Source organism: Subsaxibacter sp. CAU 1640, assembly GCF_023156585.1.
In the GTDB taxonomy this organism is placed as follows: domain Bacteria; phylum Bacteroidota; class Bacteroidia; order Flavobacteriales; family Flavobacteriaceae; genus JBPOFM01.
In genome coordinates this window covers 910,190-925,926 of record NZ_JALNMI010000001.1, presented here as the reverse complement: position 1 = coordinate 925,926, position 15,737 = coordinate 910,190, and the positions used below count along the sequence as shown (strand labels likewise).

15 protein-coding genes are annotated in these 15,737 nt (G+C 35.5%); 3 read left to right on the top strand and 12 right to left on the bottom strand.

The window, feature by feature from the left end:
* Window positions 1-4 precede the first annotated feature (4 nt).
* Window positions 5-568 (top strand): 5-formyltetrahydrofolate cyclo-ligase, encoded by a 564-nt coding sequence (locus M0G43_RS03985; protein ID WP_248023653.1) that lies wholly within the window; start codon window positions 5-7, stop codon window positions 566-568.
* 185 nt (window positions 569-753) lie between these two features.
* On the opposite strand, the gene M0G43_RS03980 is transcribed toward M0G43_RS03985, so the two are convergent.
* The 12 genes from M0G43_RS03980 to panC all read right to left on the bottom strand — a co-directional run bounded on the left by M0G43_RS03980 (window position 754) and on the right by panC (window position 13,075).
* Entirely contained in the window at window positions 754-1,086 is a 333-nt protein-coding gene (locus M0G43_RS03980) for a hypothetical protein (protein WP_248023652.1), read from the bottom strand.
* Window positions 1,087-1,216: 130 nt separating this feature from the next.
* On the bottom strand, window positions 1,217-1,858 hold the full coding sequence (locus tag M0G43_RS03975; protein ID WP_248023651.1) for a lipoprotein signal peptidase: 642 nt from the start codon (window positions 1,856-1,858) through the stop codon (window positions 1,217-1,219).
* Between the two features lie 137 nt (window positions 1,859-1,995).
* Window positions 1,996-2,379 carry a TraR/DksA family transcriptional regulator gene (locus tag M0G43_RS03970; RefSeq protein WP_248023650.1) on the bottom strand — a complete coding sequence of 128 codons (384 nt, stop codon included), beginning with the start codon at window positions 2,377-2,379 and terminating at the stop codon, window positions 1,996-1,998.
* A 4-nt stretch (window positions 2,380-2,383) separates the two neighbouring features.
* Window positions 2,384-5,788 carry an isoleucine--tRNA ligase gene (gene ileS, locus M0G43_RS03965; RefSeq protein ID WP_248023649.1) on the bottom strand — a complete coding sequence of 1,135 codons (3,405 nt, stop codon included), beginning with the start codon at window positions 5,786-5,788 and terminating at the stop codon, window positions 2,384-2,386.
* A 125-nt stretch (window positions 5,789-5,913) separates the two neighbouring features.
* Entirely contained in the window at window positions 5,914-6,558 is a 645-nt protein-coding gene (locus M0G43_RS03960; protein ID WP_248023648.1) for a hypothetical protein, read from the bottom strand.
* Window positions 6,559-6,565: 7 nt separating this feature from the next.
* Window positions 6,566-7,018 carry a hypothetical protein gene (locus M0G43_RS03955; RefSeq protein WP_248023647.1) on the bottom strand — a complete coding sequence of 151 codons (453 nt, stop codon included), beginning with the start codon at window positions 7,016-7,018 and terminating at the stop codon, window positions 6,566-6,568.
* A gap of 11 nt (window positions 7,019-7,029) precedes the next feature.
* Window positions 7,030-8,388 (bottom strand): DNA repair protein RadA, encoded by a 1,359-nt coding sequence (gene radA, locus M0G43_RS03950; RefSeq protein ID WP_248023646.1) that lies wholly within the window; start codon window positions 8,386-8,388, stop codon window positions 7,030-7,032.
* A 73-nt stretch (window positions 8,389-8,461) separates the two neighbouring features.
* Window positions 8,462-9,631 (bottom strand): alpha/beta hydrolase, encoded by a 1,170-nt coding sequence (locus tag M0G43_RS03945; RefSeq protein ID WP_248023644.1) that lies wholly within the window; start codon window positions 9,629-9,631, stop codon window positions 8,462-8,464.
* A gap of 95 nt (window positions 9,632-9,726) precedes the next feature.
* Window positions 9,727-10,869, bottom strand: a complete 1,143-nt coding sequence (locus M0G43_RS03940) for an alpha/beta hydrolase (protein ID WP_248023643.1) — start codon at window positions 10,867-10,869, stop codon at window positions 9,727-9,729.
* Between the two features lie 35 nt (window positions 10,870-10,904).
* The gene (locus tag M0G43_RS03935; RefSeq protein WP_248023642.1) at window positions 10,905-11,849 is read right to left on the bottom strand and encodes a YbhN family protein; all 945 of its coding nucleotides are present in this window, start codon (window positions 11,847-11,849) and stop codon (window positions 10,905-10,907) included.
* Window positions 11,850-11,862: 13 nt separating this feature from the next.
* Entirely contained in the window at window positions 11,863-12,213 is a 351-nt protein-coding gene (gene panD / locus M0G43_RS03930) for an aspartate 1-decarboxylase (RefSeq protein WP_248023641.1), read from the bottom strand.
* A gap of 13 nt (window positions 12,214-12,226) precedes the next feature.
* Window positions 12,227-13,075: a pantoate--beta-alanine ligase gene (panC, locus tag M0G43_RS03925; protein ID WP_411039846.1), complete on the bottom strand. Its 849-nt coding sequence runs from the start codon at window positions 13,073-13,075 to the stop codon at window positions 12,227-12,229.
* A 207-nt stretch (window positions 13,076-13,282) separates the two neighbouring features.
* Here panC and M0G43_RS03920 point away from each other — a divergent pair, with 207 nt between their 5' ends.
* Both M0G43_RS03920 and M0G43_RS03915 read left to right on the top strand, forming a co-directional pair.
* The gene (locus M0G43_RS03920; RefSeq protein ID WP_248023639.1) at window positions 13,283-14,092 is read left to right on the top strand and encodes a glycogen/starch synthase; all 810 of its coding nucleotides are present in this window, start codon (window positions 13,283-13,285) and stop codon (window positions 14,090-14,092) included.
* A gap of 12 nt (window positions 14,093-14,104) precedes the next feature.
* Window positions 14,105-15,736, top strand: coding sequence for a DUF4270 domain-containing protein (locus M0G43_RS03915; protein WP_248023638.1), 1,632 nt, complete (start codon window positions 14,105-14,107; stop codon window positions 15,734-15,736).
* Window position 15,737 lies beyond the last annotated feature (1 nt).

The window sequence follows — 15,737 nt, the reverse complement described above, 5'->3', positions numbered from 1 at the left end:
AGCAATGAACAAATCCGATTTAAGGCTTTTATACAGAAAGAAACGAGCTGATTTGTCAATAGAAGACATTGAAACTAAAAGTCTTGATATCTCTAACCAGTTGTTGAAATTGGATATTTGGGACCACTCTTTCTATCACATTTTTTTGACCATTTCGGAACAAAAAGAAATCAACACAGATTACATTTTGAATATTTTATCTGGAAAAGATAAGAATATCATCATTTCAAAAAGTAATTTCAAAACTGGAAAGATGACGCACTTTTTATTAACGGACAATACAGTCATCAAAAAAAATGATTACAATATTCCAGAACCGGTTGATGGCATTGAAATTCCTTCAGAGAAAATTGAAGTGGTCTTTGTTCCTTTGTTGGCTTTCGACAAAGTTGGTCATAGAATAGGATATGGTAAAGGTTTTTATGATTTGTTTTTGAGTGAATGTAAACCGGAAACCATCAAAATTGGACTCTCATTTTTTGAAGCCGAAGAAAAAATTGAAGGTGTTTTTGACAGTGATATAGCTTTGGATTACTGCGTAACTCCTGCTAAAATTTATAGATTCTAATAGCTTAAAAAGTAATCATCAGTATAGATAATTTTACTGACTACAATGAACAAATTTTAGTACAAGAATAGTCTAGATATAAATAAGGTTTTTAAATATGAAAACTTACTGAATTCATCACCGAAATTAAATTGATTACCGAAATCTAAAATTCGGTATAATCTTTCGAATTTTACAGTATTTTTTTATTCGTATTTAGGCAAATAATCCAAATCCCATTTTGGATTGACTGCGTAATCGTACCACAACCAAAAAAACAGATAATTCTTTTTAAAATTGCGGTATAATTTATCTGCTTGACTTTTATGATGTTGATTTTTGTAATATTGAAAGCTGCTTTCTACATCTTTAAAATCTACATTTTTTAAAAGTAACTCACAATCTTTAAAAGTATGATTTTCATTACTATAACAATGGTTTAATGTACCAAAGAAATAATTCCCGATACGGCCATTGTAACACACAATGTTCGAAACAATAAGTATTAATAGAATTAAAACAGTTCTTACTGCTATCATTTTAGGTTTTGAAAAATTCTTAATGAGCCTATATCCGAGCAGATATATAAACAGCCCAATAAAAATGAATGTCATTAATATAATTATATAATACATAATCAATTACAATTAGAAGTTGAACTACTATTATTTAAAATATATGTTCCCTTGATTTTGAATGAGGAAAGGCCTTTCTGTTGAATACAATCAACATTCCAATACCTGTACTGATGGCCATATCTGCCACATTGAAAACGGGTTCAAAAAAGGTAAAATAATCACCTCCAACAAAAGGAATCCAATCTGGCAAGAACCCGCTCCACATAGGAAAATGGAGCATATCCACTACCTTGCCGTGGAACAGCGTGTCGTATCCACCATCATCTGGTAAAAAAGTAGCAACTTGTCCAAGACTATCATTAAAAATCACACCATAAAACACCGAATCGATAATGTTTCCCAAGGCTCCTGCAAAAATCAATGAAATGGCTACAATCAGAATAGTTGTACTCTTCTTTTTTATTGAGTTCACCAGCCAATAACTGATGAAACACACGGCGACAATCCTGAAAAGCGTTAAAATCAACTTGGCTGTCCTTTCGGAAATAAAAGTGATGAAATCACTCATCTTTGTTCCCCAAGCCATTCCTTCGTTTTCAACAAATACGATTTGGAACCAATTGAAAACAACAACCTTATCATTCAATGCAAAATGAGTCTTGATATAAAATTTACTTATTTGGTCAATAAATAAAATGATGACAATAAGTAAAGTTGCTTTTTTTAGGGACATTAATGGTGTTTAGATTTTGACAAAAATAAGATTTAAAACACAAAAAACTTCTCGACTGCGCTCGAAGAGACATAAAAATAAAACGTCCTGCAAATGCAAGACGTTTATAGTGTGAGATTTTTGCTTTCGCAGGCAGTTTATTGCTGCATATTTTTAGCCTCAATACTTAATGTAGCGTGAGGTACCAACTTCAGACGCTCTTTACTGATTAATTTACCTGTAACTCGGCAGATACCGTAAGTTTTGTTTTCGATGCGAATCAAGGCATTTTTCAAATCACGAATGAATTTTTCCTGACGAATCGCCAATTGCGAATTCGCTTCCTTACTCATCGTTTCACTGCCTTCTTCAAACGCCTTGAAAGTAGGCGACGTATCGTCTGTTCCGTTATTGAGGTCATTCATATAGGCACTTTTTATCAAGTCCAAATCGTGGATGGCTTTGACTATTTTTTCTTGGATTAGGGCTTTAAACTCTGCCAAGTCTTTATCAGAATATCTGTTATTGGTCTCTACATTCATAATCTTAAATTTTTTGAATAAACAATTTGGTATTTACATCATCAAAGGCAACTTCTATACCATTTTCCAGTTGTTCAAATATTTCCAACTCGTCGGTTAAGGTTTCTGTCTTAATATAGTCTAAATTCTTGTTTATAGCGTTAATAATTTGTTCGTCTTTTTGGAAGTGAACCGCAATCCTATCGGTAAGCTCATATCCCGAATCTTTTCTTAAATTTTGGATTCGGTTTACCAACTCTCTCGCAATCCCTTCGCGCTTTAAGTCGTCTGTTAAGGTCACATCCAAGGCTACTGTCAATCCATCTGAACTTGCTACCAGCCAGCCTTCAATGTCCTGTGAGGTAATCTCTACATCAGACCTGTCCAATGTAATACTTTTTCCATTAACTTCAACGTCTAAATGACCGTTTTGCTCGAAATTGTTGATATCTTGAGCCGTCATTTGGCCAATTACTTGCGCAATGCCTTTCATATCCTGACCAAAACGCGGTCCGAGCACTTTAAAGTTTGGCTTTATTTGTTTCACTAAAATACCTGAAGCATCTTCCAAGACTTCGATTTCCTTGACGTTTACCTCGTGTTTGATTAAGTCTGCTACCGCTAAAATCTCTTGTTTTTGTGATTCACTATCAATTGGAATCATAATTTTTTGCAATGGCTGACGCACTTTCAAACGCTCTTTGGCTCTTAACGATAATACCAAAGATGATATTGTTTGTGCAGCTTCCATCTTACGTTCCAAACTTTTATCTACAAACGATGCATCAAATTTTGGAAATTCTGCCAAATGCACACTTTCAAAATTCTCCTTTTTCGTTACAGAATTCAAGTCGGTGTATAATTTATCCATATAGAATGGTGCAATCGGAGCGCCCAATTTTGCGATGGTCACCATACACGTGTACAACGTTTGATACGCTGAAATTTTATCTTGCTGATAATCGCCTTTCCAAAAACGTCTTCTGCTCAAACGCACATACCAATTACTCAAATGGTCTTGTGTAAAATCTGAAATGGCTCTTGCAGCACGCGTAGGTTCATAATCAGCATAATACTCATCCACTTTTTGAATCAAAGTATGCAATTCCGAAAGAATCCATCGGTCTATTTCTGGTCGTTTTTCCAATGGAATATCTGCTTCGGAATAATCAAACCCATCCAAATTGGTATATAAAACGAAAAACGCATAGGTATTGTAAAGCGTGCCGAAAAATTTACGTTTGACTTCTTCAATACCTTCAATATCAAATTTTAAATTGTCCCAAGGATTGGCATTTGCAATCATATACCAACGCGTGGCATCTGCACCATAAGTAGACAAGGTTGTGAACGGGTCAACGGCATTGCCCAAACGTTTGGACATTTTTTGACCATTTTTATCCAACACCAAACCATTTGAAACCACATTTTTATAAGCCACAGAATCGAAAACCATCGTTCCAATAGCGTGAAGTGTGTAAAACCAACCACGTGTTTGGTCGACGCCTTCAGCAATGAAATCTGCCGGATAGGATTTATGCTCGTCTATCAATTTTTTATTTTCAAATGGATAATGCCATTGTGCATACGGCATTGAACCAGAATCGAACCAAACATCAATCAAGTCACTCTCGCGCTTCATAGGTTTTCCTGACGGAGAAACCAATACAATTTCGTCGACTATATTCTTATGCAAATCGATTTTTGCATAATTTTCTTCTGAATTGTTTCCAACTTCAAATTCCTCAAAAATATCTTTTGCCAAAACTCCTGCTTTCACAGCTTTTGACATTTCATTTTTCAATTCTTCAACCGAACCAATACATATTTCTTCTTTGCCATCTTCAGTTCTCCAGATTGGCAATGGAATTCCCCAATATCTCGAACGCGACAAATTCCAATCATTGGCATTTTGCAACCAATTTCCAAAACGTCCTGTACCAGTGGCCTTCGGTTTCCAATTGATGGTTTCATTGAGTTCGTACATACGATTTTTAACATCGGTCACTTTGATGAACCAAGAATCCAAAGGATAGTACAGAATCGGTTTGTCAGTTCTCCAGCAATTAGGATAACTGTGTTTATATTTTTCGACCTTAAAGGCTTTATTGTCTATTTTCAATTGAATTGCCAAATCAACATCTACAGACACTTCAGGTGCTTCGCCATCAGTGTAATATTCAATCTTTACATATTTGCCAGCGTGTTCTCCCATTTCTGGACGAAACTTGCCTTGCAAATCGACAAGTGGCACAAGATTGCCATTTTCATCTTTCACCAATAGTGGTGGTACTTCAGGCACTGCTTGTTTTGCTACCAAGGCATCATCTGCACCAAAAGTTGGTGCCGTATGAACGATTCCTGTACCATCTTCTGTGGTGACAAAATCACCAGAAATAACTCTGAAGGCATTTTCGGGATGTTCGTAAGGCAAAGCGTAAGGCAACAATTGTTCGTAAGTGATGCCAACTAAATCTTCGCCTTTGAATTCCTTGACTACGTAAAATGGAATTTTCTTTCCGCCAGATTCATACTCCAACAATTCAGGTTTGCTATCAACTTGATAGAATTTTCCAGCAAATTGACTGTTGACCAAACTTTTCGCGAGAATAACATTGATTGGCTCAAACGTATATTGGTTGTAAGTTTCTACTAAAACGTAGTCGATTTTTGGACCAACTGTCAACGCCGTATTGCTCGGAAGCGTCCAAGGCGTGGTTGTCCAAGCAAGAAAATAAATGGTCCCTTCGTTTTGTAAAAATTCTGGCAGCGATTCTTCTTTTGCCTTGAATTGCGCGACAACCGTTGTATCAGTCACATCTTGATACGTACCAGGCTGGTTCAGCTCGTGCGAACTTAAACCGGTTCCGGCTTTAGGTGAATATGGTTGGATGGTGTAGCCTTTGTAGAGCAAGTTTTTATCATAAATCTGCTTCAACAACCACCAAACACTCTCCATATATTTTGGTTCGTAGGTGATGTATGGATGGTCCATATCTACCCAATAACCCATTTTTTCGGTCAGGTCGTTCCAAACATCTGTATAACGCATTACGGCTTTGCGGCAAGCGTCGTTGTACTCTTCAACCGATATTTTTTTGCCGATATCTTCTTTGGTAATACCAAGTTCTTTCTCAACGCCCAATTCAATCGGTAAGCCGTGGGTGTCCCAACCAGCTTTTCGTTTTACTTGAAAGCCCTTTTGAGTTTTATATCTACAAAAGATATCTTTGATGGCACGCGCCATCACGTGATGGATTCCAGGAAGTCCGTTTGCGGAAGGTGGTCCTTCAAAAAACACATACGGCTGCTTGCCTTCTCGTGTTTCAACGGATTTATTAAATATGTTATTTGCCTCCCAAAAATCACCGATTTCTTCAGCAACTTTAGGCAAGTCAAGACCTTTATATTCAGGGAATTTGCTACTCATTTTCTCCTTTATTCTTTTCGAAGTGCGAAATTAAGGATTTTTGAGGAAATGCAGCGTGAAAAGCAAGGAAAATACTGGACTTTACATTCAGTTCACATTGCGAAATTTATAAGTGGATTTTCTGTCTATAATTCAGCACAAAAATCATTGTAATATTGAACCATTTCCAGAACATCTCCTATTTTGAATTTCATTTCATCTATTTTGTTAATGATTCCAGGGCAATTCTTAAAATACTCTTTAGCGATTTTTTTAAAATTAATCGCCTTTCCCAAACTAATAGCCTCTTGCTCATTATCCTTTATCACAAATAATTGATATGAAACTTCACGATGAGATGGAACAAATGCACTCAATCCGTCAATCGATGTACTATTTGAGTTTGAATTATCAACCCAGTTAGAATCAACTTTTGCGTAGACAGAAATTTCTCCGTGTTCTACCAGTTCCACTAACTTTGGGTTACTATAATTCTTCAGCTTAACATAGTGAAAAACTATATCCATAAGTTCGGAATGCATTGTAACGCCTTTCAAATCATTTTCATTCCACGAATCCGGCTTTCCATCCTCTGTTAACTTAAATTTGATTGTGGATGAGCCTAACATATCAATAATTTTGGCATATCCTTGAATTGAAGTACTATCTATAAAATGAATTGTTGCTAAAGTATACCCATCTTTAACTCTAAACAAATCTTTCCTGTCAGGATTACAAAATCCAACTTGAATAAAATAGGCAAATATGATACTTATTGTAATTGTTTTCATTTTACTTTTAATGACTCTTTTTGAACTCCTTCTGAAAACGTTCAGCCTTATTCTGATAGAACTTTAAGCCTTCTGTTTTACCGTCTTTTAAACTTCCATTATAAAGTTTTGTAGAACCATCAATGGCTCTGTTGAATTTTACAAAAACAAACTTGCCATCTTTAAAATAATAAGTCTCATCAATGGTTTCCGAAGTTTTTTCAACATTATTTATCTTGAAGAGTTCATTGGTATTTTCGTCAAAATAAACGGTGTATTTGAATGTTCCAATATCCTTAAAGCCTTCGGCGTCTGTCAATGCACCTTCGGTAACTTCAGTCTTTAAGGTCATCTTATCCACTTTTTGCACATAGTCATTGGTGGCTTTGATAAGTTCTTCTTTACTGACGGCTGATTTTTTAGAACCGCAGGAATAAAAGGCTACTATTATTGAAAAAACTAAAAGAGATTTTATTTTCATTTGAATTTATTTTAAACGATGAATCCAACCAAATCTTCAATTTTTGAAATCAATTGGACCTTAATATTCGACTTTTTTAGGGCGATTTTGTTGTATTTCGAAACGAAAATGGTTGAAAACCCAAGTTTTTCGGCTTCAAGAATTCTCTGTTCCACACGTTGTACAGGTCGAATTTCGCCCGAAAGACCAACTTCTGCTGCAAAACAGAAATCCTTTGGAATCGCCACATCTTCATTGGATGATAAAATAGACGCCACAACGGCCAAATCAATCGATGGGTCATCGACCGTAATGCCTCCTGTAATGTTTAAAAATACATCTTTGGCTCCCAATCTAAAACCAGCGCGCTTTTCTAAAACAGCCAAGAGCATATTCAAGCGTTTGGCATTAAAGCCTGTGGCACTGCGCTGTGGTGTACCATAAACGGCAGTACTTACCAAGGCTTGGACTTCAATAAGCAAAGGCCGTACACCTTCCAACGTTGCAGCAATGGCGTTGCCACTTAACTCTTCGTCCTTTTTTGAAATCAAAATTTCTGACGGGTTGTTGACTTCCCTTAAACCAGAACCTTGCATTTCGTAAATACCCAATTCATTGGTAGAACCGAAGCGGTTTTTATGAGCCCTCAAGATACGGAAGACGTGGTTACGGTCGCCTTCAAACTGTAAAACCGTATCGACCATATGCTCCAAGATTTTTGGCCCGGCAATATTACCATCCTTTGTGATATGACCAATCAAAATTACTGGCGTGGCAGTTTCCTTTGCAAATTTTATCAGTTCGGTCGTACATTCCTTTATTTGAGAAATGCTTCCTGAAGACGATTCAATATAATCGCTGTGAAGTGTTTGAATGGAATCCACAATAACAATATCTGGTTCCAATGCTTCAATCTGTTTGAAGATATTTTGGGTTTTTGTTTCTGTCAGAATATAACAGTTATCGCTGTTCGGTTGAATACGTTCGGCACGCATTTTTATTTGTTTTTGACTTTCTTCGCCAGAAACATATAGCGTTTTGTAAGGCAGTGTCAAAGCAATTTGAAGCAATAAAGTACTTTTGCCGATGCCTGGTTCGCCTCCCAAGAGTATCATAGAACCAGGAACGATGCCTCCTCCAAGCACACGATTAAATTCTTCATCCAAAGAATTCAATCGAATATCTTGAGACGAATCAATTTCATTGATTTTTAATGGTTTTGAAACCTGCTTTACGGTGGAAGTTGGACTTTTCCAATCACTTTTTTCGGGTGTTTGAACGACTTCCTCAACAATAGTGTTCCACTGTTTACAAGAAGTACACTGACCTTGCCATTTAGAATATTGAGTGCCACAATTTTGGCAGAAAAATGCTGTTTTTACTTTAGCCACAGTTAAAACTTTAGGCTAAAATAAATATATTTCTACACTTGAAGATAAAGTTGATTTATTTCTTTAAGAAACTTTAATCCTCAACTTTTTCTTCAGTTTCTTCGGCAACAAATTTTAATTTTTCTACTTGAGCCATAATAAACTCTTTATTGAATTTTGGCGTTTCTTCCAAGGTCAAAGCCTCTTCGTAAAGCTTTGTCGCTTTTTTGGTCTTTCCTATTCTCTCTGCGTGCAACGCCAAATAATAGGTCCCAAGAGAAGATTTTGGCATGTTTTTATTGGCCAATTTTCCGAGTTTTTCAAGAGATTCCAAATCTTCTCGTTCTTCTGCTATCTTTACTACTTTTTCAAACTCTTCTTCAGGAATTGGTTTGTGGATCCCAAAGAGATCCTCGATGCGATTATACCTTTTTTCAATATAATGATCCAAAGTGCCTTCGTATGTCAAAACCTTTTCAGTAAGTTCCTTCTCATCCAAGGGTTTGTAAATGTCAAATATTTGGTCCATTGCTTTTGAAATGGCACCTGTAACCATTGTGTAGTGAGAATCTCCTTCAAGTTTGTCAAAGTAGTAGGTCAAAGCTTTATTTTCTGTACTCTTGAGCATCACATCTGTAGCTTCAACCGTTTTTCTGATATGAGGAATATCGTCATCACTTGTTGCCAAGTAGTAGAATACGTCATCTTTTACCCACTTTACTCTGTTGGCTATATTGTCATTCATATTGCCTTTAAAATCCGGGCTCAAATTGATGTAAGCTTGAAACACAGGTTTATCGCTGAACATGAACGAGTTGATAAAATTTCCCATAATATCATGTCCAATCGCAACTCTAAACTTACTAGTGTTATATTTAGAGTCTATGTACGGAATCAATTCTTCTCCAACAAATTGATAAAATCTTGCACCAGATTCAATCGGTAAACCGGTCACCTCATCAAAATAACTATCATAAAAACGTTCATACCCTTGAACGACACCAACTACAATTGATTCTGGCATTCCATCAAAATAGGTTTGATAACTTACTTGACCCACAACAGGCTCGAAAAGGTAATCTCCATCAAACACAACTATGACTGGATGTTTAATTCCTGATGAAGGATCGTAGTTTTTAGGAAGTTTGATTTTTAATTCTCTTGTGGTATTGAGCGTTCGCGATTCAAATTTCTCATATTTGATCTGAGCAAAAACGGAAGCAGACAGCATAAAGCAGGCGATAAAAGTTAGGGCTTTTTTCATCGTTCAATAGATTTGGGTTTGGGATGGTAAAGATACCCAAATTATTTAAATTTTAGCCAAAGCGCCCAAATATTCGATGAAATGCACAAAAATTATCATTGCTGATCCTTTATCGCATAAATTTTATCCAGTAAAACTTCTTTATCGATAAATTCTGAAGGCTCTAGAAGCAATCCTGAATTGTAATATTGAAGTGCCTTTTTAAGATTATTATCTTTTTCATAATACATGCCCAAATAGTATGCGCTTATCATGGAATCTGGATATTCTTTTTTAGCTAATCTTGACAATTCCTTTAATGATTCAATATCATCCTTTTTGTTTGAAGCTGCTGCTATAGCCTTAAAATCATTTTCAACAACTTTTTTCTCAAAACCGTAGAAAAACTCAATATCCTTATACTTCTTTTCTAGATATTGATAAGGTGAACCTTCATATGTGAGAACCTTTTCATTGTACTCCTTCAGGTTAATTGGTTTGTAAAGATCGAAGATTTGATTTAAAGCTTTTGGAATTCCTAGACCTACCATAGAATAATGATCTGCATCATTAAAATTGTCAAATCGATAGTGCAATTTCGGATTTTCTATAGTTTTTAATAAAGCATCTGTTTCTAGAATACTTTTGTTCAAACTCGATACATCGTTATCAGCTGTTGATAAGTAATAGAATGTATCTACATCCAAAACAGATAGTTTTTGTTGTAGCCTTGTTTTCATTTCTGGTGCTAGATCTGGGCTAAACGACACAAATGCCCTGTACATAGGCTTGTCCTTAAATAGATAATAATTAAGGAAATTGGCACTCATATCGTGACCCATGACAATCCTAAAGTTTGAAACCTTATATTTACCTTCTATATATGGTACAAGTTCCATACCGAGGAACTCAAAGAAATCGGCTCCATCTTGAGATGGAAAAAATTGTTCATCGTCATAATGAAAATCCTTATGTCTCGTGGAACTTTGGTTGATTCCTACCACTATACATTTGGGCATTTCACCCCAATAAGACTGATAATCTACATTTCCAATAACTGGTTCAAATAAATAATCGCCATCTAATACAATGATTAAAGGATATGTTGTTTTCTCTTCTGGATCATAGTTTCTAGGTAACTGAATCTTAATATCTCTCGATTCACCTAGTTTTGAAGACTGAAATGGTTCATATATAACTTGAGAAGAAACCTTGAAAGATAACACCAAGATTATCAGTAGAGTAAAATTTTTGATCATAATCAGCTAATTAAATGACGATGCAATTTAAATAATTATTTGATTCTATTATAAATAGGAAGGAATAGAAACGATAAACTACCTAAAATTAGAATCATGAGGGTTTGAGAAGACCACATTATCCAACCAAAAGCTATACTTGGATTTTCTGGAATATCGAACATTTCAAAGGCAGCTGCAATAGCCAAAGGGTATACAAACACACCTCCATTTGTTGCAGCGATGGTAAAACTTCCAGCAATAAAAGCAATTAAAACAGCACCTATGGAAATGCCGTTTAAGTCTTCAACTGCAAAAGTTGTTAAATAGAACATTAGCAAATACATTGTCCAAATAAACAAGGTATGGAAAATGTAGGCCCATTTATGTCTCATTCTTAAAATACTCGAAACACCTTCCATTAATCCTCTTATAAACACCCTGACTTTTAATGCAATTTTCGATTGACTTCTTTTTAAGAAAACAATTAGAAGTGTCAAGAAAACAAGTCCTGCAATTCCAGCCATCAAAATCTTCACGGGCTGAAAAGATTTTTCCAGGACTGAATAAATAAAGTCAAATTGAAGCACAAGAGTGATACCGACAATCAGCATCAGAATTAAAAAATCAGCAACTCTTTCACCAACGATGGTTCCAAATCCTTTTTCAAACGGAACGTCTTCATAATTGGTCAATACTGCCGCTCTTAACACCTCTCCCGACCTAGGAATACCCAGATTTGCCAGATACGTTATGAAAATCGCCATAACACTATTAGGAAATCTTACACTGTAATTCATCGGCTCCAACTGATATTGCCATCTGTAAGCTCTAGAAAGATGACTCAAAAATCCACAAAAAACCCCAATTCCGATCCACCAATAGTTTGCGGTTTTAAAATAAGGAATGACGTCATTTAAAGGAATGCTGGAAAATGTATACCAACCGAAAAAAACTGCCAATAAAAGCGGGATGGCAATTCTTAAAAGCTTTTTGGACACGATGTTCAAAATCTTATTTCAAAAGATTGGTAGCTTCATCAGGGAAAACCAAAGATGGCTTGAAGGTTTTTGCCTCTTCAATATCCATAAAGGCATAAGTAATCAATATCAGAGTATCCCCAACAGCAACCTTTCGTGCAGCGGCTCCATTTAAAGTGATTTCTCCACTATTTCTAGGTCCAGGTATTACATAGGTTTCCAAGCGTTCACCATTATCGTTATTGACAATTTGAACCTTTTCGCCTTGTATAATGTTGGCTGCCTCCATCAAATCTTCATCGATAGTAATACTACCTATATAATTGAGGTCTGCACCAGTACATTTAACTCTGTGGATTTTCGATTTTACTACTTGAATTTGCATGTGGCAAAGATACTTAATTTAACGCAATATTATCGATGAGCCTGATATCATCAGCATATACAGCTATAAATGCTCTATATGATTTGCTTTTTGATTTGCGATGGATTGTTTTTAGTGATTCTTCATCAGCGATTATAAAATATTCCAATTCCAACAAATCGTGTTCAGCAAATTGACTTTCAACCCAATCGGTCACTTCATTAGCACTTTTTGTGCCAAACTTTTCTTTGGCAGTTTTTAAGACTTTATAGATGAATGGAGAAGCCTTTCTGTGCTCTGGATTGAGACGTTCGTTGCGAGAACTCATGGCCAAGCCATCTTTTTCCCTGTAAATTTCACAACCCACAATAGATACTGGTATATTGTAGTTTTCCACCAATTTTTGAATGATTCTATATTGTTGAAAATCCTTTTTCCCGAAATAAGCTTTTGTAGGCTGAATAATTTCAAACAATCGCTTTACAATCGTACCAACACCGTCAAAATGTCCAGGCCGGAACTTTCCTTCCATTTCAAACTCAAGTCCGTCAAAATCAAAATGGGCAGATTCGATATTCTCCCCATAAATGTCATCAACCGTCGGTGCATAAACAATGATTTTGTCACTTACTGTTTTAAGAAGTTCCAAATCACGATCCATGGTTCTGGGATATTTCTCCAAATCTTGTTGATTGTTGAATTGTGTAGGGTTTACAAAAATACTCATTATGGCAACATCATTTTGCTTTAAGGCCTCTTCAATCAAGGAAAGATGCCCTTTATGCAAAGCACCCATAGTTGGCACAAAACCAATTGATTTTCCCTTCTTCTTAATATCTTCAATGATAGGAGAAATATTTTCTTGTAAGTTGTAAACCTTCACTATATAACAAAACATTAACAGCGTGAAAACATTAACAGCGTGCAAACTTAATATTTTACCAACAATCTGCATAAATTTTTGTAATTTTGCGTGTTTTTTAATTTTAGTTTTTTTTCGGCTAGATTTGTGTGGTCTACAAAATACTCTTGGATTTTTTCAAGAATGTAGGTTTTGATAGACGATTAAAAAACAACAAAATATAGTTATATGAAAGATAAGAGGATATTGTACGTGTCTTCCGAGGTTGTGCCTTATTTACCAGAAACAGAAATCTCATCCATGTCGTTTGAAGCGCCAAGGATGGTAAATAAACAAGGAGGGCAAATACGAATATTCATGCCTAGATATGGAAACATTAATGAACGTAGACACCAATTGCACGAAGTTATTCGTCTTTCTGGCATTAATTTAGTCATTAATGATTTAGATATGCCTCTTATTATTAAAGTGGCATCGATTCCAAAAGAAAGAATACAAGTTTATTTTATTGACAACGAGGATTACTTCAAACGTAAAGCCACACTCACCGACGAAGAAGGAAAATTGTACCCAGACAACGATGAGCGCGCTATATTTTTTGCAAAAGGCGTTATTGAGACTGTCAAGAAGTTAAATTGGTCACCAGATATTATTCATGTTAACGGCTGGCTGGCTTCACTACTCCCCCTTTACTTAAAGGAATATTATAAAAATGAACCTTTATTTAATGATAGTAAGATTGTCACATCCGTATACAATCAAAGCTTCGATGGAACGTTAGACAATAATATGATTAACAAAGTAAAATTTGACAACATAGACGAAAGTCTGGTGAAAGCCCTGGAATCTCCAACTTATTCTAACCTCATGAAAGTAGCCATTGATCATTCTGATGCACTCATTAAAGGGTCATCAGAGATTCCGAAGGAACTTGAAGATTATCTTAAAAATTCAAAAAAACCAGTTCTTGACTACTTTTCCATGGACGAATTTGCCGATCCTTACACCGAATTCTACAATACACAAGTATTAAACTAGAGAAAACATACAATGAATAAAATAAAATTTGCCCTGAAAAATCTTGCTATTGTTGCATTGATTATAAGTTCATTTATTGCTTGCGATAAAGATTTTGCATCCGTTGGGTCAGATGTTATCGGACAAGGAAATTATCTTACCAACAGTACTAAAGAATACCCGGTTATAGCCTATACAAACCCTCTAGAACCTGTTCAGACCAATAATTTACCTCTCAACTATCTGGGAGCGTTCAATGACCTAACCTATGGTTTAACAACAGCAAGCTTTGTTAGTCAACTAGGTACTACCACTTATGACCCTGATTTTGGAGATGGTGTGATTTTAGATTCAGTTATTCTTACTGTTCCTTATTTTAGTAGGGCCGTTGATGTTGATGATGAAGGTGGTAAAATTTATGAATTAGACTCCATATTTGGAAACGGATTTGTTGATTTGGAAATCTATGAAAACAATTATTTTTTAAATTCAATCAATCCAAATGAAGAATTTGACACACCACTGAATTATTTTTCTAATTCAACAACTAGTATTGGAAATATTAACCCAACACTTCTTATGGGAACCGAAATTTTGCCTGCAGTGCCTCAATCATTAAATAGCTTTAGACCTAGCAACAGAGAAATTGTTTTAAAAGATGAAGACGGCGAAATCTCCAGTCGCACTGCACCAGCACTTAGAGTAAAGTTAGACAATGCTTATTGGTTGAATAAAATCATAGAAAAGGAAGGAGATATAGAGTTAAGTAATGCCAATAATTTTAATAATTATTTCAGAGGTATCTTTTTTAAGGTTACTCCCTTAGCCAATAGTGGTAGTTTAGCCCTGTTGAACTTCAATACTTCCAGTGCCAATATCACACTACATTATACCAAAAATCCAACTACCACCGGTGCTGACAGGGCCAAAGCTACTTTTGTTTTAACTTTCACAGGTAATAGAATAAATCTCATTGAAAACCAATTTGACTTTGCAATTCCTCCTGGTAATCCTATGGATGGCGATGAAAAATTATATGTTAAAGGGGCCGAAGGTTCAACAGCAGTAATTGACCTATTTAAAGCTGGAGACCATGAAAATGGATTTTCACCGGAATTTTATTCGTTCAAAAATGATTTTGTTGAAACAGATGTAGACGGGAAATTTGTTAGATCGAAACGACTTATTAATGAAGCAAATTTGGTATTTTATGTTAACCATGATCAACCTTTAGGAACTGAACCTGATCGCATCTATCTTTATGATTTAAAAAATGGAACTCCATTATCAGATTATTTTTTCGATTTCACAAACAATACATCTCCAGTAAACTCCAAAATTAATCACCTCGGTGTCCTGGAAAGGGAAGGAAATAATGCTTCAGGGGAAGGTATTAAGTATAAAATCAAAATAACTGAACACATCAATAATCTTTTGTTAAGAGACTCTACCAATGTTAAGTTGGGATTGTCTGTTTCAGGAAATGTGAATCTTGAAAACTCATCTCCTCAATATAAAGTTTTAACTTCAAATGATGATCCGGTGAATAAGATACCTGTAAGCTCAATTATATCCCCAAGAGGAACTATACTTTATGGTAACAACACGAGCAACGAGCAGAAAAAACTATATTTGGAAATATTTTATACCGAACCAAACAACTAAA

Excerpts from the sequence above, each read along its gene's own strand:
- ileS (WP_248023649.1), bottom strand. The coding sequence starts at position 5,788 with ATGAGTAGCAAATTCCCTGAATATAAAGGTCTTGACTTGCCTAAAGTT.
- M0G43_RS03980 (WP_248023652.1), bottom strand. The coding sequence starts at position 1,086 with ATGATAGCAGTAAGAACTGTTTTAATTCTATTAATACTTATTGTTTCG.
- M0G43_RS03945 (WP_248023644.1), bottom strand. The coding sequence starts at position 9,631 with ATGAAAAAAGCCCTAACTTTTATCGCCTGCTTTATGCTGTCTGCTTCC.
- M0G43_RS03955 (WP_248023647.1), bottom strand. The coding sequence starts at position 7,018 with ATGAAAATAAAATCTCTTTTAGTTTTTTCAATAATAGTAGCCTTTTAT.
- M0G43_RS03940 (WP_248023643.1), bottom strand. The coding sequence starts at position 10,869 with ATGATCAAAAATTTTACTCTACTGATAATCTTGGTGTTATCTTTCAAG.
- M0G43_RS03975 (WP_248023651.1), bottom strand. The coding sequence starts at position 1,858 with ATGTCCCTAAAAAAAGCAACTTTACTTATTGTCATCATTTTATTTATT.
- M0G43_RS03985 (WP_248023653.1), top strand. The coding sequence starts at position 5 with ATGAACAAATCCGATTTAAGGCTTTTATACAGAAAGAAACGAGCTGAT.
- M0G43_RS03915 (WP_248023638.1), top strand. The coding sequence starts at position 14,105 with ATGAATAAAATAAAATTTGCCCTGAAAAATCTTGCTATTGTTGCATTG.
- M0G43_RS03960 (WP_248023648.1), bottom strand. The coding sequence starts at position 6,558 with ATGAAAACAATTACAATAAGTATCATATTTGCCTATTTTATTCAAGTT.
- M0G43_RS03970 (WP_248023650.1), bottom strand. The coding sequence starts at position 2,379 with ATGAATGTAGAGACCAATAACAGATATTCTGATAAAGACTTGGCAGAG.
- panD (WP_248023641.1), bottom strand. The coding sequence starts at position 12,213 with ATGCAAATTCAAGTAGTAAAATCGAAAATCCACAGAGTTAAATGTACT.
- M0G43_RS03920 (WP_248023639.1), top strand. The coding sequence starts at position 13,283 with ATGAAAGATAAGAGGATATTGTACGTGTCTTCCGAGGTTGTGCCTTAT.